This is a genomic window from Affinundibacterium baiyunense, from assembly GCF_018139645.1.
Taxonomy (GTDB): domain Bacteria; phylum Pseudomonadota; class Gammaproteobacteria; order Burkholderiales; family Burkholderiaceae_D; genus Undibacterium; species Undibacterium baiyunense.
This window is the reverse complement of the sequence record NZ_JAGSPM010000012.1, coordinates 20648-41855: the sequence shown is the minus strand read 5'-3', so window position 1 is coordinate 41855 and position 21208 is coordinate 20648. Positions and strand designations below refer to the sequence as shown.

16 protein-coding genes are annotated in these 21208 nt (G+C 45.0%); 11 read left to right on the top strand and 5 right to left on the bottom strand.

Annotation, left to right across the window (positions count from 1 at the left end; genetic code table 11):
* Positions 1–10 precede the first annotated feature (10 nt).
* The 3 genes from KDM92_RS16265 (at position 11) to KDM92_RS16255 (ending at position 2503) form a co-directional block, all read left to right on the top strand.
* Positions 11–700: a thiol:disulfide interchange protein DsbA/DsbL gene (locus tag KDM92_RS16265; protein WP_212685480.1), complete on the top strand. Its 690-nt coding sequence runs from the start codon at positions 11–13 to the stop codon at positions 698–700.
* 175 nt (positions 701–875) lie between these two features.
* Positions 876–1664 carry an SDR family oxidoreductase gene (locus tag KDM92_RS16260; protein WP_212685479.1) on the top strand — a complete coding sequence of 263 codons (789 nt, stop codon included), beginning with the start codon at positions 876–878 and terminating at the stop codon, positions 1662–1664.
* Entirely contained in the window at positions 1661–2503 is an 843-nt protein-coding gene (locus KDM92_RS16255) for a helical backbone metal receptor (RefSeq protein ID WP_212685478.1), read from the top strand. The genes KDM92_RS16260 and KDM92_RS16255 overlap by 4 nt, the downstream gene beginning before the upstream one ends.
* 151 nt (positions 2504–2654) lie before the next feature.
* Here the strand turns inward: KDM92_RS16255 and KDM92_RS16250 are convergent, their stop codons facing one another.
* Entirely contained in the window at positions 2655–5294 is a 2640-nt protein-coding gene (locus KDM92_RS16250; protein ID WP_230408389.1) for a TonB-dependent receptor plug domain-containing protein, read from the bottom strand.
* A gap of 353 nt (positions 5295–5647) precedes the next feature.
* On the opposite strand from KDM92_RS16250, the gene KDM92_RS16245 reads away from it, so the two are divergent.
* A complete protein-coding gene (locus tag KDM92_RS16245) occupies positions 5648–10765 on the top strand; it encodes an alpha-2-macroglobulin family protein (protein WP_212685477.1) in 5118 nt (1705 codons plus the stop codon).
* A gap of 108 nt (positions 10766–10873) precedes the next feature.
* On the opposite strand, the gene KDM92_RS16240 is transcribed toward KDM92_RS16245, so the two are convergent.
* On the bottom strand, positions 10874–11983 hold the full coding sequence (locus KDM92_RS16240; protein WP_212685476.1) for a DJ-1/PfpI family protein: 1110 nt from the start codon (positions 11981–11983) through the stop codon (positions 10874–10876).
* Positions 11984–12336: 353 nt separating this feature from the next.
* Here KDM92_RS16240 and KDM92_RS16235 point away from each other — a divergent pair, with 353 nt between their 5' ends.
* Positions 12337–12969, top strand: coding sequence for a DUF4124 domain-containing protein (locus KDM92_RS16235; RefSeq protein ID WP_212685475.1), 633 nt, complete (start codon positions 12337–12339; stop codon positions 12967–12969).
* A gap of 73 nt (positions 12970–13042) precedes the next feature.
* Here the strand turns inward: KDM92_RS16235 and KDM92_RS16230 are convergent, their stop codons facing one another.
* A complete protein-coding gene (locus tag KDM92_RS16230; protein WP_212685474.1) occupies positions 13043–14125 on the bottom strand; it encodes a TFIIB-type zinc ribbon-containing protein in 1083 nt (360 codons plus the stop codon).
* 104 nt (positions 14126–14229) lie between these two features.
* Entirely contained in the window at positions 14230–15351 is a 1122-nt protein-coding gene (locus KDM92_RS16225) for an SPFH domain-containing protein (RefSeq protein ID WP_212685473.1), read from the bottom strand.
* A 477-nt stretch (positions 15352–15828) separates the two neighbouring features.
* On the opposite strand from KDM92_RS16225, the gene KDM92_RS16220 reads away from it, so the two are divergent.
* Positions 15829–17058, top strand: coding sequence for a nuclear transport factor 2 family protein (locus KDM92_RS16220; protein WP_212685472.1), 1230 nt, complete (start codon positions 15829–15831; stop codon positions 17056–17058).
* Between the two features lie 85 nt (positions 17059–17143).
* On the top strand, positions 17144–18202 hold the full coding sequence (locus KDM92_RS16215) for a serine hydrolase domain-containing protein (RefSeq protein WP_212685471.1): 1059 nt from the start codon (positions 17144–17146) through the stop codon (positions 18200–18202).
* Positions 18203–18297: 95 nt separating this feature from the next.
* Here KDM92_RS16215 and KDM92_RS16210 read toward each other — a convergent pair whose 3' ends face one another.
* Entirely contained in the window at positions 18298–18732 is a 435-nt protein-coding gene (locus KDM92_RS16210) for a nuclear transport factor 2 family protein (RefSeq protein ID WP_212685470.1), read from the bottom strand.
* A gap of 291 nt (positions 18733–19023) precedes the next feature.
* Between KDM92_RS16210 and KDM92_RS16205 the strand changes: the two genes are divergently transcribed.
* The 4 genes from KDM92_RS16205 (at position 19024) to KDM92_RS16190 (ending at position 21187) form a co-directional block, all read left to right on the top strand.
* Positions 19024–19431 (top strand): hypothetical protein, encoded by a 408-nt coding sequence (locus KDM92_RS16205; protein WP_212685469.1) that lies wholly within the window; start codon positions 19024–19026, stop codon positions 19429–19431.
* A gap of 76 nt (positions 19432–19507) precedes the next feature.
* Positions 19508–20026, top strand: a complete 519-nt coding sequence (locus KDM92_RS16200) for a GNAT family N-acetyltransferase (RefSeq protein WP_212685468.1) — start codon at positions 19508–19510, stop codon at positions 20024–20026.
* Positions 20027–20106: 80 nt separating this feature from the next.
* Entirely contained in the window at positions 20107–20439 is a 333-nt protein-coding gene (sugE, locus tag KDM92_RS16195) for a quaternary ammonium compound efflux SMR transporter SugE (protein WP_230408388.1), read from the top strand.
* A 55-nt stretch (positions 20440–20494) separates the two neighbouring features.
* Positions 20495–21187 carry a hypothetical protein gene (locus KDM92_RS16190; RefSeq protein WP_212685467.1) on the top strand — a complete coding sequence of 231 codons (693 nt, stop codon included), beginning with the start codon at positions 20495–20497 and terminating at the stop codon, positions 21185–21187.
* The last annotated feature ends 21 nt before the right edge of the window (positions 21188–21208 follow it).

Genomic DNA, 21208 nt, shown 5'->3' with positions numbered 1-21208 from the left:
AGAGGAAACCATGCGTTTATTTCGTCAATTACTACTAATTAGTACCGCGTTTTTGTCTTTTTCTGCAGCGGCACAAGAGCCACGCCTTGGTCAAGAATATACGGTTTTAGATCGTCCTCAGCCAACAGATTCAGGTAAGAAAGTAGAAGTGACCGAATTTTTCGGATATTTCTGCCCAGCTTGTAATGCATTCGAACCCTACCTTGAGGCTTGGATTAAAAAGCAAGGTGATCGCATTGTTGTGAAACGCGTTCATGTGAAATTTAGTGATTTGATGGCATCGCAACAAAAGTTGTATTTCACTTTAGAGGCTATGGGTAAAGTGGATGAATATCAATTGAAAACCTTTAATGCTTATCACATTGATCGTAATCGTTTGTCTAGCGATGCAGACGTTTTCAGATATGTCGATAAAGTAGGTCTGGATAAAAAGAAATTTACTGATATCTATAGTTCTTTCTCCATTCAATCGAAAGTCAATCGTGCTGCACAATTGATGAGTGACTACAAGATTAACGGCGTACCGACAGTCGCGATTGATGGACGCTATATTGTTTCTCCAGCAGATTTGTTTGCGAAGTCAAAAGTGCGTGATGGATCCCACGCAGGATTGGTGGTCATGGATTGGTTAGTAGATAAAGCCTACAAAGAAAAAAATCCTGCCAGTGCTGCTGCTCCAGCGGTTACGAAAAAGAAGTAATTGAAGAAACAAAAAAAGCCTGTAAAAAGCTAAGCTGTTAATTTGTTCTATATGGTAAAAAAATCCGTCGATTTGACGGATTTTTTTTGCTTGCTACAGAGTACTTTTAGTTAGTATTTATTTCTAAGCACGATGATTAATTTCAGATGTTAACTTGACTGAAGGACATCCACTTATGCGAGCAGTTTTTATCACCGGTGCATCTTCGGGTTTGGGTCTAGCACTTGCGCAAGAATACGCGGCGCAGGGCGCGCGTCTTGGCTTGCTTGGGCGACGATATGAGGTTTTACAAGCTTTGCGAGATAGTTTGCCAAATGCGGATTTACACCAAGTTTACGCCTTAGACGTGAATGATCATGCAGCCCTGCACGCAGCCGCAGCCGATTTTATACAGCTGTCCGGTCAGGTCGATGTGGTGATCGCCAGTGCCGGAATATCCGTGGGAACATTGACTGAACTTAGCGAAGATCTCGCGGTTTTTCGAAGAGTGATGGATACCAATGTATTAGCGACCGTCGCTACCTTTGCGCCATTTATCGAGCATATGAAGTCAAGTGCCAATGCGCACAATTGTCGTTTAGTCGGGATTGCTAGTGTGGCGGGCATTCGGGGTTTGCCGGGCGCGAGCGCTTATAGTGCGTCGAAGGCTGCGGTCATCAGTTATTGTGAATCTTTGCGGGTTGAATTGCGTTGCAGTGGTGTCAAAGTTGTGACGATTGCACCTGGGTATATTGATACTCCGATGACCCAAATAAATACTTATGCAATGCCATTTTTGATGCCCGCAGCGGATTTTGCAAAACGCGCTGTGTCAGTGATTCAAGCTGGTGATAGTTATCGTGTAATTCCTTGGCAGATGGGTGTGGTGGCAAAGTTGTTGCGTAGCTTGCCGAATTTTTTATATGACGTATTGTTTGCCAATGCCCCTAGAAAATCACGTTCTAAGTCAGAGTCGAGCGAATGAATAGTTCTTCGATACCAGCACATACGTCGATATTAATTGATGCGATTGGGACCGTGCATAGTCCAGTTATTGCGCTCGAACAGCTTCGCATTGCGTGTTTGGTTCCGTCAATTACGGAACTCTTGTGCGAGCTCGGTTTAGCAAAATATATGGTGGCAAGAACAGGATTTTGTATCCACCCTAAAGAGCTAGTGTGTGATATTCCTAAAGTTGGTGGAACTAAAGATGTGAATGTGGAAAAGCTGCGCAAGTTGGCGCCAACGCATTTGATTGTGAATATTGATGAGAACGAAAAACCAACAGTCGATCTCTTAGCGCAATTTATTCCACATGTCGTGGTGACGCATCCTGTTTGTCCTCAAGATAATTTAGCGATGTATCGTTTGCTGGGAGCGATTTTTCAAGTGTCGCAACGTGCAGAACAATTATGCGCAGCGTTTAAAGCGAGTTTATTGCAGATTCAAGCTGATCCAAAAGGTAAGCGAGTCTTGTATTGCATTTGGAAAGATCCTTGGATGACTGTAAGCCGTGATACTTATATCGCACAAATGCTTGCTTTGCGAGGTTGGCGACAATGGCAATTAGTTGAAAGTGGGGTCGCAATGTCGGAAGTGAAGCGTTATCCAACTTTTGAGTGGAATGATGATCTCTTAGATGCCGTCGATATCGTTTTACTGTCCACCGAGCCGTATAGTTTTACGCAAACGCATGCCACAGAGTTGCAACAGCAAATTCGGAAACCAGTGATCTTAGTCGATGGTGAAATGTTGTCTTGGTATGGCAGTCGGGCGATTGCTGGCTTATCGTATTTGGCGCAGCTTAAACTACCAATTGTTTAACTGCAGAGTAACGTTGATGCGCTCAACAATATGTAGAAATATCTGTAGGTAAATTCACAGAGACAGAAAACAAAAAGACCACGAAAGGGTATTCGTGGTCTTTTTTTTGATTGGTACTCAGAATGTACCAATTAGCTTCAGCATACGAGAATTAGAAGCGATAGTTCAAAGACAGATTGTAAATGCGACCCAATTGACTGAAATGAGAGCCATCATACGTTACCATTGAATAGCGTTGGTTAAATGTGATGTTATCGGACTGGATTTGGGCTGGTGTGCGACCAGAATAGTCGACCGTTTTGCTATCAAGAATTGCTTGGCCTTTGGCTTTATCGCCAGCAGCTTCCAATTTCCATGATGGCGTTACGTTAAACATATTGTTAATCGCGAATGCCAAAGTCATGTTTTTGTTGATTTGATAGTTAACAGAAAAGTCGGTCAATGTTTTGGTTTTAAAAACAACCGCTAAGTTCTGATCTAAGTCTGCATTGCGGAACTTGGTCGGACCAAAAACCGTATTGTTGACTGAGAAATTGAAATCGCTGATGTCATAGTCGAAACCGATGATTGACTTGTACTTCGGACGTGAAGTGAACATCAAGGCTTCTTGCGTGATATCTAATACCGATTGACCAGCTTTCGCAATCGCTGCAGGATTATTCACCTCGCCATCACGTTCATTTTTCAATGAGTAATTGCCGGACCAATTGAAGTGCAATTTGCCATCGCCCAATTTCATATTGCGATGATTGAACACGTAGTCGATACCAGATGTTCTGCTGTCTAAAGCATTGGCGAAGAAGCTCAATGAAACGATGTTCGCCGCTTTCAGGATTTTATCGAGCTCAGCGGTTGGGACGCCACTTGGTTTAATTTCCTTGCCTAAAATGATGCGATCTTTGAGCGAGATATTGTAGTAATCCAAGGTCATACTCGTATCTTTGCTTGGTTTGTAGCCTATGCCCAAAGTGATACTTGTAGATTTCTCCGCTTTGAGTTTCGGAACTCCCAATGCGGCAGCTTCTGCAGATACATTGCTAGCCAATCCTGACACTTGAATTGAACCACCTGAGAAAGAATACTGTGCTTTCTGAGTATAAATCTGGTGCAGAGATGGTGCACGGAAGCCAGAAGACAAAGAGCCACGCAGGGTGATCTCATCGTTCACTTTATACTTTGCGCTTAGCTTGCCAATGGTTGCATTTCCGAAGTCGCTGTAATGTTCAAAGCGAGCTGTTGCATCTAACACCAATGCATCCGTAACATCAAACATCGTTCCACCGTACACGCCATAGTTTGAACGAGTGGATGTGAATGAATTTGTCGGGGTATTACCAGCATAGGAATCTGCACCAGAATACAGCCAAGATGCAGGTTCACCTGCAACTAAAGTGTATTGTTCCGCGCGGATCTCGGTACCGAAATAAGCACTTACACCTTTGGTAATCTCTTTGGAGAAATCTGCATTGAAGACGGTGTGATTAAACTTGGAACCACCCGCATCGAAACGTGTTTGTCCATGTGGCGGTAGCGGTGTGATCTTTTTCGCGACTGCATCTAGATAGGCATCTTCCATGCCGCGATTTACCGAGTTCGTCACAGTGTAGGTTTGCTCGTTTCCGCCAAAAGTCAAACTCACGTCTGACGACCAATCAGCGAAGTCAAATTTGACGCCAACTGTGGCGTTGTAGTCTTTGAGTGCGCCTAAGAATCCAGGAACATACCCTTCATATGGAGCGCCGCTTGGGCGCAATAATCCATAATCTGTAGGGCGCCAGTATGGGGTGCGGTAGTTAGCATAGCTGTCAATTTTCTTATCGATGTAAGCAGCGTTTGCATACATGGATGCACCACCAGCAAAATCGTAACGTGTATTGATCAAAAATTTGGCCGCGCGTGTATCTGGTGAGCCATTGATATTACCAGCGTCTGGCTTCTTCGCTAAGAAAGCATTCGCAGCCGCTAAATCAGCCGCAAATGTATCAGGTCCATTACCGAAAGTCGCGGCTTCGCCACGTGCGCTGACAATACCTGAACGGGAAGCTAGACCATTCTTAGAGAAGTCAACGGTCATGTTTACAAAACCACTATCACCTAAGGCTAAACCGTGATTGATACTGATAGCTTGCATTTTGCCATCACCTTCATGGGTGACGCCAGTGCGACCAGTAATCGATGTGCCCTCTGGGTTGTCTTTTAGAATAATGTTGACTACACCAGAAATCGCATCGGAACCATATTGTGCCGATGCACCATCACGCAATACTTCGATACGTTTAATCGCATCTTGCGGAATCGCAGAAATATCCGCGCCACTTTCACCACGTCCTGGTGAGGTTTGCGTGTACACCAAGGAGCTAGCATTTTTGCGTTTGCCGTTAATCAAAATCAATGAGCGACTTGGTCCCATGTTACGGATCTCATACGGATCTAACAGAGAGGTTGCATCGTTGACTGGGGTTTGTACTGTATTGAAGGAGGGAACACGGAAGGCGAGGGCTTTGTCGAGAGAGGCTTGTGCGGTTTTGGTTAATTCTGTTGCTGCTAGCACATCGACTGGTACTGGGGTGTCAATTACGGTTCGATTGGAGCCTCGTGTACCGGTAGAGGTCACCACAACTTGTTGCACTTCTTGGGTTGCGGCCGCCTTTTCATCTGCTTTGGTGGAAGTAGCAGTTTGTGCTGTTGCTATTCCTCCTGTTGCTAGTAATAAGATTGCTGCCTGTACTGCGTTTTTCACAAAAATTTCTTTATTCGGCGAACGGCCGAAATTGGTAGTTTTATTTTTCAATTCTTGCTCCCATTTGTTTGTAGATGTGAATCAATGCCAATCGAGTGGCGATGAGTTTTTGTGTAACTGGTATGCCTTGCGTACATTCAAAAAAATAGGCCAATTCATACTACCTGAGCGAATTGGTACGTGCAATATGATCAAATACCCTGTTGTTTTTTGGGGTCTTTGTTGGGAATTTGGAATTGCATTTTGCCTTTTATTGATGTATTTGCATGATCTTTTTGCGCGTAAATATATTAACCAATATGGGGAATATGGAACGCATAAATACCTGTGTAGGTAGTGGTATTTGAGTGTTTTCTTTTCTTTGAAATGTTATATTGGCATTATTAAAAAATAGGAACCTCAATATGACTCAGTTTTCAAAGAAAAGTATTGGTATCGCTTTAATTAGCGTTGCGCTAGTTGCTGCTGGCGCTGGCATTTGGTGGGCAAAGAAACATAAAGCTAGCTTGCCAGTCAGTGGGGATGCGGTTTTGGTGAATCCTGATGCGCCTTTTAATATGGGTTCATGCCTTGCTCGTCTGCATGACGACAAGCCCGCATTAGCCGTTATGTTTTCGCAAGCGGTGAATCCGGATCAAGCAATCGATAAATTGATTGAAGTGACCGATCTTGGGAGCAGCAAAACAGAGTCGCAAAAGAGCGAGGTCAATGGAACCACTGCCGCTTCCAATCCTGCAGCATCAAAGCCGAGCGACCTAGTCAAAGGCGGTTGGATCGTCTCTGACAATCCGCATGTTTTGTTATTCCCATTCGTCAAAGCGGGTCATAAATATCGGGTCAATCTAAGTGGTATGCTCGCTGCTAGTTCTGGGAAAAAATTAGAAACACCGGTGACTTGTGAAGTTATTAGTGATGAGATGGCGCCGTCATATTTTTTCGCGAGCAAAGGCACGGTGTTGCCAGCGGGTCTAAATGGTGGTCTGCCTGTTGTTACCGTCAATATTCCTGAAGTCGATGTGGAATTTTTGCGCGTCTCACCGGAAAAACTTCCTAAATTTATTGACATGGTCGTCGGCAAAAATCGAAGCAATCAAGGATCTGACGAGGACGAAGTTGAGAGCGAAGATGGTGAAGGTGATTACTACGATTATTACGGCAATCGAAACAAACTTAAAGGCCTGACTTCAGGCTGGCAGCTAAATGCGTTGCAGGGCATTGCAGACAGTGTTTATCAAAATCGCTTTGTTACCAATGAGATTCCAAATAGTCGCAAGGTCAGCTTTTTACCTGTAGAGAAAATAAACGAACTCAAAGAACCTGGAATCTATGTCGCGGTGATGCGTCGACCAGGTCACTATGATTATGATTACCAAGTCACTTACTTCTATGTGAGCGACATAGGTTTGCATGTACGTCGTCAGTTAAAGCAAACTGATGTCTTCACCACTTCATTGAAAGACGGAACTGCCCAAGGTGGTATCGAACTAGAAGCTTTGGGTAATGATGGTAAAGTTTTATTGCGCGGAAAAACCGATGGCGATGGACATGGAATTTTGCCCGGATTACCGAACGGCGCAAAATTGTTGTTAGCAAAGCGTGGCAAAGAAACTTCGATTATCGCCTTGCAAGAACCGGGTTTAGATTTGGCAGAATTTGATATCGGTGGTCACTTGCCGCGTGATGCCAAATTGTTCGCTTGGTCAGGTCGCGATTTATATCGACCTGGAGAGAAATTTGTTGCTTCTTTGATGGCACGTTCAGCCGAAGGCATTGCTTTGCCTGCAGCACCAATCAAAGTTGATTTGAAAAAGCCTAGCGGTGACGTGGTGAGTTCGAGTATTTGGCAACCCAATGCGAAGACACCGGGCTACTTTCAAAACACCATCGACCTGCCACCTGATGCGGCAACCGGGCGTTGGAGCTTGGAGTTCCGAGCCGATCCTTCTGCAAAGCGACCTGATTCGATTTATAGCTTTCAAGTCGAGGAGTTTTTGCCAGAGCGTATGAAACTGAATTTGAAATCAGAGAGTGCTCCCTTGGCTAACACCAGTAGTTTCAGTGTCGAGATCCAAGGCGATTATTTATATGGCGCTCCCGCGGCTGGCAATCGTCTATTGGGTAGCGTTGCGCAGGAACGTTACAAAAATCCTGTTGCGAAAGAATGGCCAGGTTTCATATTTGGTGATTTTGCTGATGACACGAATAAGAATCGTTCTGAGTTAGAAGAAAGCACCTTAGACGATAACGGCAAAACAGAAGTAGAAGTTGCTTTCGCAGCGAATGCAAAATCACCTTTGAAAGTTCGAGCGGCATTTAGTTTATTAGAGTCTGGTGGACGCCCTGTAGTGCGTTCGATTGAGCGCGTTTGGTGGCCAGCGCAGCACATGATAGGGATACGTCCTTTATTTGAAAGAGACGTAGCGCGTGAAGGCAGCATGGCTGAGTTTGAAATTATTCGCGTCAATACAGCAGGTAAATTTTCTGTACTCAAACAAGCGCCATTCAAATTGGTTCGTGAGGAGCGTAAATATTACTGGCGTTATGAAGCAGGTCGTGGTTGGTATTCTGGTTATACAGAAGGTGAAGAAACCATTCACGCTGGTGCTTTAGAGTTGAAGAATCGCGCAAAGTTAACTGTGCCTGTGAAATGGGGACGTTATCGTTTAGAAGTCACCGATCCAGAAACCAATTTGGTTGCTCGTTATTTCTTCTACGCGGGTTGGAATGCACAAGATAGTGAAAGCGTCGGCAACCGCCCTGATCGCGTACGCCTGCAGTTAGAGGGCGCGCCGGCCAAACCAGGCAATGATGTCAAACTCAAGATTGTGCCGCCACATGATGGCGAAGCTTTGGTGTTAGTCGAGGCAGATAAAGTTTTATGGAGCAAACGTGTTTCAGTGAGTACGGATGGTACGACCGTGAACATTCCTATCGATAAAGCATGGAATCGTTCCGACATGTATATTTCGACGGTGGTATTTCGTCCTGGAAGTCAGGGCGATAAAGTTACTCCAGCGCGCGCTGTTGGCTTAACTTGGTTGCCATTAGCACGTGAGGCGCGAAAACTGAAAATCAGCCTCACAACACCAGCACAAGTTGAGCCAGAAAAACGCATGACTGCCAAAGTAAAAGTCGAAAATGCGGCAGGTAAAAAAGCTATGGTAACGGTATCCGCAGTCGATGTCGGTATTCTCAATATAACCAGTTTTAAAACACCTGATCCGTTTGACTTCTTCTTTGGCAAACATCGTTTTAGCGCCGAGTTGACTGATATTTACGGCAAGCTAATAGAACGTATGGATGGTACGCCTGGCAAAATTAAATGGGGTGGTGATGCAGGTAAACGCGACACCAAGAGCATGCCGAAAAAGGTCAAACTTGTCGATATTTTTTCAGGTCCAGTTCAACTCAATGAAAAAGGTGAAGCAGATGTGCCATTGAATATTCCCGACTTCAACGGCAGCTTGCGTGTGATGGTGGTAGCATCGACCGATGATGCATATGGCAGTACCGATAAAGAAGTCGTGGTCAGCGCGCCTATCGTCGCTGAGATCGCAACACCACGTTTCATTGGTCCTGGCGATACTTCCACCTTTGCACTTGATGTCACTAACATGATGCAAAGTGAGCAAAGCATTCAAATCAAACTCTCTGCCGATAAATTATTAAAGATTGCGGATGGTGAACGTAATATCAAACTGGTGCCGAAACAAAGAACGATTCTGCGTTTTAATGTCGAGCCAACGGAACCATTTGGTTTATCGCGCATTAGTCTTGATCTGAAAACTGCGGGCGCCAAACCAGTTGTGATTCATCGTGAATTTGCACTGCAAATTCAACCGCCAGTACCGCGTGAACAAGATGCACGTCGCTTGCGTATAGAACCCGGTGCAATACATAAACTAGATGCGAATATGGTGGAACGTTTCTATCGTGGTTCAGCGACTTTGAGTGTCGCCATGTCGAATCGCCCTCCATTAAATGTGCGTAGTATCGTCAAGGGTTTGCTGGATTATCCTTATGGTTGCTTGGAGCAGACTACCAGTGCCGCGTATCCACATGTTTATATTGATGAGGATAGTGCAAAGGCCGTTGGCCTAGTACCGCATACCCGTGAGCAACGTGCGAAGTTTATTGAAGGTGCCATTAGTCGTATCGCTGGTATGCAAGGTGCAGAAGGTGGTTTCCGTCTATGGAATGGTAACGACGGTGCTTATGAAATGTGGTTGACACCTTATGTCACAAGTTTCTTGGCAGATGCGCGCGAAGCTGGCTTTAATGTGCCGGAAGAAATGACGAAGCGCGCGCAAAAATGGATGACCGATAAATTGAACGGTGCTGCCAATCAGTTCTCTCCATTGCCTGCTGCGGTCAAACCCAACGCCAATGGTCAATATGATTGGCGTGACTATGATTTGATCCGTAACAGTCATCAACGCTTCGCTGAATTAGCGCATATCGGCTATATGTTAGCGCGTGATCAAAAAGCATCCTTAGCGTCTTTACGTTTGCTGCATGATAGTTACCGTGATCGCGCTAAATCACCGCTCGCCTTAGTCCATCTGGGATTGGCACTGCAATTGATGGGCGACCAGAAACGTGCTGATGTCGCTTTCAATGATGCGATGACTAAGCCTTATGGGATTCGCACAGATTGGGACTGGGATTATCTTGGCGACTATGGAACTGCAGTGCGTGACCAAGCAATGTCTTATGCGTTGATGTTGCGTCACAAAGTAGTTCATCCTCAGCGTGAAATGATGTTGACGAACTTGGCAGAACGTCTAGGCAAACCACGCACATATTTTTCTACGCAAGAACGTATCGCTTTGTTCCTGGCAGCACGCGCGGCCGGTGGAACTGTCACCGATCCTTGGGAAGTTGTTTTAAAAACTGCGGAAGGTAGTAGCACCATTAGTTCCAAAAATAGTGAAAGCCGCAGTTTTGATCCAGCCTTGGCGATTAAAGGTATTAGCCTAGAAAATAAAGGATCAAATCCACTCTGGATCGAGTTAGAAGCGAGTGGTTATCCATTGAAATTGCCGATTCCTAGCACCGAGAAAATTAGCTTGGAACGGAAATGGTTCACTGTCGCCGGTAAACCTTGGACTGGAGGCAGTCTTAAAGTTGGCGATATGTTGATTGTTCGTGTCACCGCTAAATCTAAACAAATAGTCGAAGATGCTTTGGTGATCGATCATATCCCTGCAGGCTTGGAGGTCGAGAATCTCAATATTTCTCAAGGTCCGCAAGCCGGAGAATTTAGTATCGATGGCGTCAATTTGGCCGCAGCGATGGCAGATGAACGTATCAAGCATAAGGAATATCGTGATGATCGATTCGTCGCAGCAGTTAGATTAAGCGGCAGCCCGATTAACCTGTTCTATATGTTGCGCGTAGTGACACCCGGACGCTTCCATGTACCAGGAACCTATGCAGAAGATATGTATCGACCAGATATTCGTGCTTACGGCCCATCACCTGAGCCGGTGAATGTGGTTGATCCACGTGCAGGTAAGTGACGATTGGTTATGTCAATAGCAATGGCAAATTGATGTAAGGACTGTGCCTCTGGAGCAGTATGCGATAGAGGCACAGTGCAAATTCGATTTCTGAATGTGACTCGCGTCCTATTTATTTGAATTGGTAGAATGGACTGAATGAGATCGATCGCTTAGTGTGATGGTAGCGCCTGAGCGGTAGGGATATTCCATTTGTAAAGCAACGAAACTAGCAGTTCTCTCATCATACCGTTTGGCAATTTGTTTCAGCACCCAATCTAAACTTTCACCCGCGGCTAAGTCGGCGGGCATGCTCAAGATAGATGCATTTTTGGTTGAATACATATGATCGGGCTCGATCTGTAAACCGCGTAAGCTAGTGATGGCTTCTTTAGACATGCTAAACACTGTTGAGCGATAAGTACGAGAGTAGGCGTCAGCCAGCAGCGCCAGAGATAATTCATCAATGCCCTTGAAGATCGGCATTACGAATTGATCATGACTCCAAAATCGTAGCCAATTGATAGAAGCTGTCCACATGTGTGTTGCGGATAATTTGAAATCCGCGCTACGGTGTTGTGCATCCCAATTAGGTATTCCTAGCGAGTTGGCGAGCGCTTGCGTTTTTGGCTTTCCCACCATTGCTTCGACCAATGCCAGTGAAACCGGAATTGATGCGCTCACGCCAGTGCTAGTCACAATTTTTTCATCAGCGAGATAGCGCTTATCTTTAATAAATTGCGTATTGGGGAATTGTTTCTTTAGATCATCAAAAGAGTACCAATGCCCCACTGCTTTTTTAGATTCCAACAAGCCAGCATGGGCTAGTACCCAGACACCATCGCAGATTCCCACAATGGTCGCGCCCTTTTTTGCTTGCGTTTGAATCCATGCGATCAAATTTGGATCATCGCTGTGATGCACCGCGGGGACAATTACATAGTCTGCGCCAGTTGGATGCATTTGATCAAACTGTGCCGCACTAAATTGCGCTCGAATATGCAAAGCGGGAAACATTTGTATGCTACCTTCTTGCATTCCGAGCGCATAAACTTCACCGAGGTTTGCTTGCTTGAGTATCGAGTACGGAATCACATAGTCGCTCAGTTCAGTAAAACGATTGTCAGCGATGACGGCGACCACCGGATGAGTGCGGCCATCGCGCGCTTTGAAAGGTGGTAATTCAGAAGCCCGTAAGCTTGTCGTGTCAACCAATAACAAGCAACATATACACAGCATAGACATTAGCAAGCGTAGTGTGTTTGTGTTGCAGCTAGAAGGCTTATCTTGAATGAGATATGCGAATTTAAGTGTGTAATTCCACATAGACTAGTACCTTTCATCAAATTTCTTCTTCAAAGGAGCGGATATTTTGTTGACTTGGCGCACTGTAAAACGGCTTGGTGACATCAAAAATGGAAATATGACTAATGGTAGAAAGCTTGCCTTATATGGTGTTTATACGACGACGAACGGAACACTGATTTATTTGAGGGCTTAGATACGTGCTAGAGAACTGCACAAAAGTGTATTCAAAATGTGAGATAAATAAATATTAATCTATAATTAATATTTATTTAATTGGGTTCTTTATGACTGATTCAGTGCACTTTCAAAATTGTCGTTTATCTTTCGTAATCGCATGTTTGATCATGGTGAATATGAGCGGATTCGCCTCAGCCCAAGGGGTTTATAAGTGGGTTGATAAGGATGGAAAGGTGCACTATGGCGATAAGCGTAATGCACCCAATGCCACGAAAGAGAGCGACATCAAAGCATCAAAAATGCCTGGAACGGTTGGTGTCACGCCAGCGATGATCGAGCGCGGAACAGGTCTGGGGCAAAATCAAAACAATGGTTTACCAAATCCATCGATAGGACGCGGCACGCCAAATTTACCCATTAGAGCGCCAGATATTTCGCACCCGCGCAGAACAGAAAAATGGCCAGAATATAAAACACGTATGCCCACAGAAAGTGCAGAAAATAAGCATCTATTAGCGCTCGGTGAAGCCGCTCTACAAAAATGTATTACTTTGGCCGTCAACTCGCATAACTTGAGTTTTACACCAGAAGGATCTGCTGCGCATAAGGTGTACATGGCACATTGTCCTAAAGTTCGAATCGAGTGTAATGCCTTCCGTAGAGAGCCGGAGAACAATCTCTGTGAGCCTAAGCCCACAGATGGAAAAGGACCGGTATCGGTTTTTAATATGAAGAATTGAGTGCAATCGAATAATCGCGATCCACACTCTTCTATACCGCATCGATTATGCGTTTGATCAATTACATTTGAGGCTACTTGTTTGTCATCGCGATCACGATCGTCAATAACAACAACGCCAGCAACACCGCGCCCGCAATTTTCCAATACGAGTAAGGGCGTTCGCCCTGAACTTCACCCGTCTGTCCGTTGACCAAAAAGCGATACGTCTTGTCGCCGTACTTATACGAGGATAGCCAAATCGGTAGCAAGATGTGTTTGAAGCTGATGTTGGAATAGCGTGGCTGCATAGCCGTGATGCGTTGATGATCACCGCCAATGTCGCGGCAGATTGCATCGCGGATGGCGTCTTCCATGATGACTCTCGCATCGACAAAACCGGGTTCTAGTGCGACCTGATATGCCTCGACCGTAAAGCCTGAGACGTAATCGTCGCGATAGGCTTGCAGCTTATTGAGATTCCATGGCGCTAAATTATCGGCATACTGTTTAGGTAGTGTCTTCGATGCGATGACTAAGACATCGTCGAAACTGACATTGACTTCACCAGCTGCAGGATACCAATTGGTTCTCGTTACTTGTCGTGTTCTTGTTTGACCATCTTGTACGTAGGTCTCGGTAACCTGGTAATCAACACCACGCTGTCCTTGATACGTCGTGTCAGAATCGGCGTCATAGGTCCAGTAGGGTGTGTAAATCCCCTTTAATCCGCGTTCGGCGCGATAGGCGCGTTTGAGTGCATTTGGCGCAAACCATAAGCCATGTACCCAGTCGCTGAATTTTTTGCGTGCATCACTTTCTTTGATATCGAAAGGAGCGATGGCTTTAGGTTGTATTTGACGCTTGGCATACGCATTGGCTGCGATCATCGGTGCGGCGCAAAATGGGCAGCGATCCGATACGATATGTGGTCCAAACTGCGATTGTGCGCCGCAGGCGGTACACTTCACCGTTTGTTGCTCGATAGTCGCTTCGTTTCCAGCTTGCTTGCTTAAGTAGGCTTGATAGTCTAACTCTTCATAAGCAATCGCTTGTTCAGTCGCGTCTGCTTCGATTTGATTTTGATTGCCGCAGTAGGGGCATTTAAGCGCGAATTGACCCGGTGCAAATTCTAGTTTTGCGCCGCATTGCGTGCAGGGATAAGTTTTGGTGGTCACTTGCTAGTCCAAAAAACGGTGCTGTTGAGGCAGAAATAGGTGTTGATCTCACATCGGTAGAAATCGGCTTGATGTGAGATCTGATTGAGCAAGCTTGAATCAACTTACTGTGGTGGTAACGGTGGCGGCATCGCTGCAAATAGATCATGCAAATCTGCCTGATCACTGGCCTTTGCCCAAGCAGCCATACCTTGACGCCAAACTAGGCTATCGCGGGTCAAGCTACCGTTCGCAACTTGTGCTAGCAAAGCTGGTCGTTCAAATGGACCTGCTTGCGCACCGTTAATCGCGATGAAATAGGGCGTTGATCCTGGTAGCGGCGGTGGCATTGCGCCAGCAGTTTGTGTTTGCGTCGCATTGGCTTGAAATAAATTACCCATACTTTGGTTGAGCATGCCGCCTACACCGACGCCCATCATCGCGCCAGCCATGCCAGGATTTTGTGCGGCGTCACGCAATGCTTGCGCGCCTTGATACTGGGCGAATTGTTGCATGTTGCCGATCGCGCGCATCGCACCTTGTTGGTCAATCGCTTTTTCTACCTCTTCAGGTAAACCAATATCTTGCACTTGGACTTCGCATAGTTCTAAACCATATTGCTCAAAATCAGCGGCGATTTTTTCTTGTATGCGTTGTCCGACGACGCTGACTTTACTTTCTAAATCAATCACTGGCACGCCAATTTCTGGCATCACTTCTTTGATGCGCAAACCAATTTTGCCGCGTAGATTTTCTTCGATATCTTGTACGGTAAAGTCGGCTTGCGTACCTACCAATTCTAACAACACGGTTTTGGCATCACGAATACGTAAGCCATAAATACCAAATGCTGTTACCCGCACAACGCCAAATTCAGGGTCGCGCATCGTTGCCGGACCTGCGGTTCCCCATTTTAAATTGGTGAATCGAGTTGTCTTGAAGAAGTAGACCTCAGCTTTAAATGGACTATCGAATCCGTATTTCCATCCCTTGATAGTGCTGAGTATCGGCATGTTCGCTGTACTAAGTTCATACATGCCGGGCATAAATACATCGGCGACTTGACCTTTACCCAGTTGGCCCTCATTAACCATGACCGCAACTTGACCCTCGCGCACCGTGAGTTTGGCGCCCATTTTGATTTCGTTCTGATAGCGCTCAAAACGATGCACCATCACATTCGGATTATCGTCTAGCCATTCGACGATATCGATAAACTCATTGCTTAGCTTGTTCCATAATCCCATGCTGTTCTCCGATCGCTTATTCTTAAGAAGAGAAAAATTGTTGTCGTGGATTTTTGTCCTCAGAGGTGAGGCGAATCCTGAAGGTTTGCTGATAAGTTAGTATTGCCGATTTAATACAGTATCACAAGTCTTACTGGATCTTTAATCTGAAAAATTGAGTAACTGATTGCTTAAAAGTGGATTCGAATTTTGTTAACTCATCCCCAAGACACTAAGTACTTAATTAAGCAAATTCTTCTTGCTAGATCTTATTCAATAGAAAAACACTCCGAAATCATGTTTCTGAAGTCCGAAATCGCGGTTTGCCATAGCGAATTTACTGCATTCCAGTAAATTGCCTTAAGCGAATTTGGGCGTTGAGTTGATATTCAAAAGTCGTAACAGGCTTTTGGAAAAGTTTTACAGCTTGCACTTTTAGATAACTTGCTCCTGCATTCGCATCCGTTAACGATTTGATCTTTGAATTAAGGTGCGTGTATGAAGCTAAGTTGTTTTATTTTTCTTTCTCGTGTTTTTCTTGCAGCTTATTTATTGTTTGGTGTATTTGGGGCTACGCAGGCAGCCTCCTCCCTTTCGTTTGGCAGCACAGTACTTGGTACTAATCAATCCGGTTTGAAGGAGCAAGCTGGGATCGCTAAGCAAAGCAATCCACGACGGATTTTGTTTGTTACCTCAAATCAGCATTTTTACGGCAAGTCTGATATTCCTGCCGCGAATCACTTTGAAGAAATTGTGATGGCCTACGACGTCTTTGTGAATCATGGCTATCGCGTGGATATTGTCAGCCCAGAAGGTGGTGCAATTCCGATAGATTATGTAAATACCTCGATCCCAATCCAGAAAAAGTATCTTTACGACGAGAACTTCATGAATAAGCTGGAGCGTACCTATCGACCTGAAGAGCTCAATTTTGCGGATTATGCCGCGGTCTATTACAGCGGTGGCGGTGCGGCGATGTTTGGTGTCGCTGAAAATCGTGCGATTCAGAAATTGGTGGTCAGCATTTATGAGAACAACGGCCTTGTCTCGGCAGTGTGTCACGGAACCGCTGGTTTAGTCTATTTGGCGGGAAATGATGGGAAGTCTTTGCTAGATGGAAAAAATATTACCGGGTTTCCTGATGCCTTCGAGCGTAAGGACCGACCGTACTACGCTACTTTTCCGTTCAAGATGGATCAAGCGGTTCAGGCGGCAGGTGCTCACTTCAAGTATTCCCCCAATTGGGGCGATAAATTTTATATTCGAGATGGTCGTTTGATTACCGGACAAGATCCTTCCTCATCGAGTTTGGTCGCCAAGGAAATCGTGGAATATTTGAAGGCGCATGGACTAGGCTCCGTAGCGCAAGACGAAAAGGCCGAACTTGATCAAATTAGACTTGTATTGACAGACTACATAGATGGTACCGCGAATGGTGAACCTGATCGTGTACGTAAAGCTTTTCATGAAGACCTTAATCTTTATTCGATTAAGAATGACAGTCTAGATGTTTGGAAAGGGAAAACCTATATCGCCAATATTGCGGTTGGCAAGAGTAATACACGTCAAGGAAAAATCGTCACGATCGATTATGAAAAAAATGTCGCCATGGCAAAGATCGAGATATTGGTTCCAGGCTTTCGTGTATTTACTGATTATTTAATGCTGGCAAAAGTAAAAGGTGTTTGGAAAATCATTCACAAGTCATTTACATCAAGACCAGTTTAATTTAACTAGTGCGAATTTAGACTAATAACACGAAGAAGGCCCAATGCCGTTAAGACATTGGGTTTTCTTAAATTAGAGAAAAATGATGTTGATATTGATAACTCGAATTTGTCTTAGTTTTATCTTGATGCTACTGCTGCCTGCGTATAGTTTTGCGGAAGTATCAGCAAAGGTTGCAATTGATCGTTACGTACGAGAGATTCAGCAATCACATCGCATTCCCGGTTTAGCATTGGCGATTGTGCGAGATGGTAAGGTGATCCATCGAGCAAATTATGGAACAGCGAATATTGAATTTGATGTGTCGGTTTCTGATGAAACGGTGTTTCCTCTTTTTTCAACAACTAAGATATTTTCTGTCGTCGCAGTACATCAATTAATAGAACAAAAGAAAATTTCACTTGATAGTAATTTGGCCGATTTATTAGACGATCTTCCGGAAACTTGGCGGGAGGTGAAGATCAAGCATTTATTGAGTCACTCTTCTGGCTTACCTGATATTGTGGTTTACGAAAATCAGGTTGAGAGTGAGGCGCAGCAAGCTGTATACGCACAAGCCATCCTGTTTAAACCCGGTGCAAAGTTTGATTACAACCAAACCAATTATTGGTTACTGAATCGCATTTTCCAGAAAATCACGGGACAAAGCCTAAGCAACTATATTTTGACAACGCAGTTTTTAGGTACGCAAGAGACAGTTTTTTTCGAGGGTAATCATCTCGCTGTTCATCCTCACTTTAGTGTGGGATATAACAACGTTGGAAGTAAATTGATGAAGCGAAACTGGCACTTTCCGCAGTATAACTACGGGGCAGCCGGTTTAAATATGAGTATGAATGCTTTTCTCGAATGGCATAGGAAACTAGAGAGCGGTATCTTGCTATCTGCGACGAGCTTAGCGAATTTGCGACAAGCATTTGTGTATGACCAAGCCAGAAGTTTTGCACATGGCTGGGATTTGATATATGTGGACGGAGTCGCTTCCTATGGCTTTACCGGTGGCATGGCGACGGCATTTCGACAAGTGCCACAGAAAAAAATGACGCTGATATTGTTAGCAAATGCGATGTTCATTCCTTCTGCAAAGCAAACGAGTTTGGATGGCTTTGTGAATCGACTTCTTTTAATGGCGGAAACGCTGTGATGAAGTACCAACGCTATTTTCCTAGAACTTCTTCGATATCAAGCTGGGTCTGAGATTGCTCTTAAGCTCGTCTATTTTATCCATTAATAGCTGAATCACTTCTTGGGTTTGCTATACCAAAGAGCGTTTACAATAATCCATCGGTCACCAAAACGCCCCATGTGAAAATAGTCTACAAACCATGGTGTTTCTAATCGCACCGATGCGGCATTGTCGGTGACATCCAGAATCTTGCACGTTCTGTCCCATTGTTCTTTTGGGGTTTTTAATACACCTTGTTTGGTCAGGCTAACTAACTCTTCTTTTGACATGCGGCGCAAACCTAAGCGTTCATCGGGAGTGTCGCCGATAGCGGCGCGTTTTGCCAGATCAGGGTGGAGGGCGCGCGCAACACGTTGTGGATTGGCCTCTAGTTGACCATCAATATAGTCAAAGCAAGTGGCCTCGATGGCGGCGATAGCTGATTTATCAGTTTCTGCTGGTGCGGTACTCGAGAATGCTAATAGCGCAAAAAGGGCAGTGATACTCATAGCGGTCCTTACTTAATATTGATTGATGGTTGATCTCAGCTTATGACTGAGTGATTTTGATTTAGTTCTTGAGATTTTACATATGTATATGAATGACTAAATTCTCGGCCTCGATATCGTGCCGTAGCTATTGTTTAAACAGCATTGTCTTCTTCATAGCGTGATTCTGGTACTTTAGCTTGTGTCGGGATTAGAGTAATATCAGAGCCGCATAAAAAGTGGTTCAGCGCGTGCAATAATCTGCATCCTTGTGATTCGCTGATATCAGTCGTCGATGGAGAGGGAGCGAGTATGTTTCGGTTTATCTTCTTGCTGGTCAGCTTGTCATTGATGCCGAGTGCGAAAGCTTGCACTTGCCCTTCAACTTTAAGTACGGATCAGCAAGTCGTCGATGGGATGATGCAAGATGCGGCGATGGTGTTTATTGGAAAAGTGACAGCGGCAAATTTGCCCAGCTTGAATTCCGCAAAGCGTAGTTTTCAATTTGTGGTGCATGAAAGCTTTAAAAGCGTAAAGAAAAATGTGGTGACTGTGTATTCTGCTTTGCGTAGCGCAGATTGTGGAACGACGCTGGCGCTTGGTAAGACTTATTTGGTTGCCGCATACGGCAGAGAAAATATGCCTATTATCCGCTCTTGTGATCGACCCGAAGAGATTGAATTTGTCGCGCAACGCATCGCATTATTGCGTGCAAAATAGGATGGTTTTTAATTGGTATTGCGATTAGGCACAAACTGCATTGCTTTTATTTTCGAGAAATAGTTGAGTTCCATTCATGACCGATTTTATCGTACGCCCGATGCAGGTAGAAGACATGGACGAGATTTTACTCGTGCAGGCCGCCTGCTATAGCGATGATATTCCTGAATCTGTCGAGTCTCTGCGAGCGAAATTGTTAGCTTCTCCCTTGAGCTGTTTTGTCGCGATTCGACATGATGAATTGATCGCGTATTTAATTTCTCTTCCTTGGAACTCATCCGCACCGCCAGCACTGAATGCGCCAACTTGCGAGATTCCTGCGCATGTCGATTGTTTGTACTTACATGATTTATCGGTGCATCCATACGCTCGTGGTACAGGCGTTGCTAGAGCACTCATCGATTGCTTTTTCTCGCGATGTGCACAATGGCAGATGCGACGTAGCTGTTTGGTGGCTGTACAAAACTCCACTAGCTATTGGCAACGATTTGGTTTTCTGCCCGCCACAACGACGGCAGAAATGCGTGAGAAGTTATCAAGCTATCCGGGCAACGCTGAATTTCTAATGCGAGAAATTTGGACGCAATCAAGTTGATATAATTCTGTTTGCTAGCGGGACGACCCGTTAGTCTTCCTTGTACTGGGGACGACCCCATCAATTCCGAAGGAATGAAGATGAGCTCTATTACCATCAACTGGTTGATCTTGTTATGTGCAGGTCTGTTTGAAATAGTGTGGGCGATTGGATTGAAATATACCGATGGTTTTTCACGTTTTTGGCCAAGTGTTATTACCGCCGCTGCGATGCTCGCTAGTGTTGTCCTATTGGGCTTTGCGATGAAGTCGCTGCCCGTAGGTACCGCCTACGCAGTTTGGGTTGGTGTTGGTGCTATAGGTACAGCGATTCTTGGCATTATTCTGTTCAATGAACCTGCTAGCTTGGCACGTATTCTTAGCTTGTTTTTGATCTTGTTGGGAATCATAGGATTGAAACTGAGTTCTCCCTAGCAAATTTATTTTGATAAAAATCACCTATCGTTTGACATCTTTATCTTGTGACTTTATGTATTTCTCTTTTCTGACATCCTCTCACTCTGTTGGCGCTAAGTGGCGCGTTGTGATCCGCAATTTGGGTTTATGTTTTGGCGTGTGTTTTTCGCTTATCGCTAGCCAAGCTTATGCTGATAACAAGGCGCAATCAAGTGAATATGGTAAACGCTTAGAGATCGAAATACAGCTGAGTCCAGAGGATGTCACGCGATTGGCGAATTTTCAGGCACCTGAAGAAAACAGAAAACTCTCAGGGCCGATGGCCTCGGTCACCGCTACATCGGAACGTTGGCGCGGTGATCCCATCAATGCAGGAAAAGACACTGGCCCTTACACCATGGTCGTCACTTTAAAAGGTCGTGCTAAGACTGCAGGTGATGTGAGTACGATGTGGAATTCTGGTTGGGATTTTAGCGATGATAGCGCGCGCGTGACGGCGTTTCCAGGCTTGTCGAAGTTGGGTGTCAAGGCTGGTGAGCAAGTGGTGATGGTGAAAGCAACTGCGCCGATACGTTTCAAAGAATCGCGCGCGGTCAGACCTGTGTTGGAATTAGTAAGAGCCGATAATTTTGAGTTTGAATCGATTTCTGTACAGATATGGTCTGGCGTCGGTGGTAGTTCGTGGCAGGATATTTTGATGTCATTTCGTTGGGTACTCGCAGGCTTGATTTTATTCTTTCTCCGATGGTGGTGGGTGAAGCGTTGAGTGTGATCGACACCGTAGTTC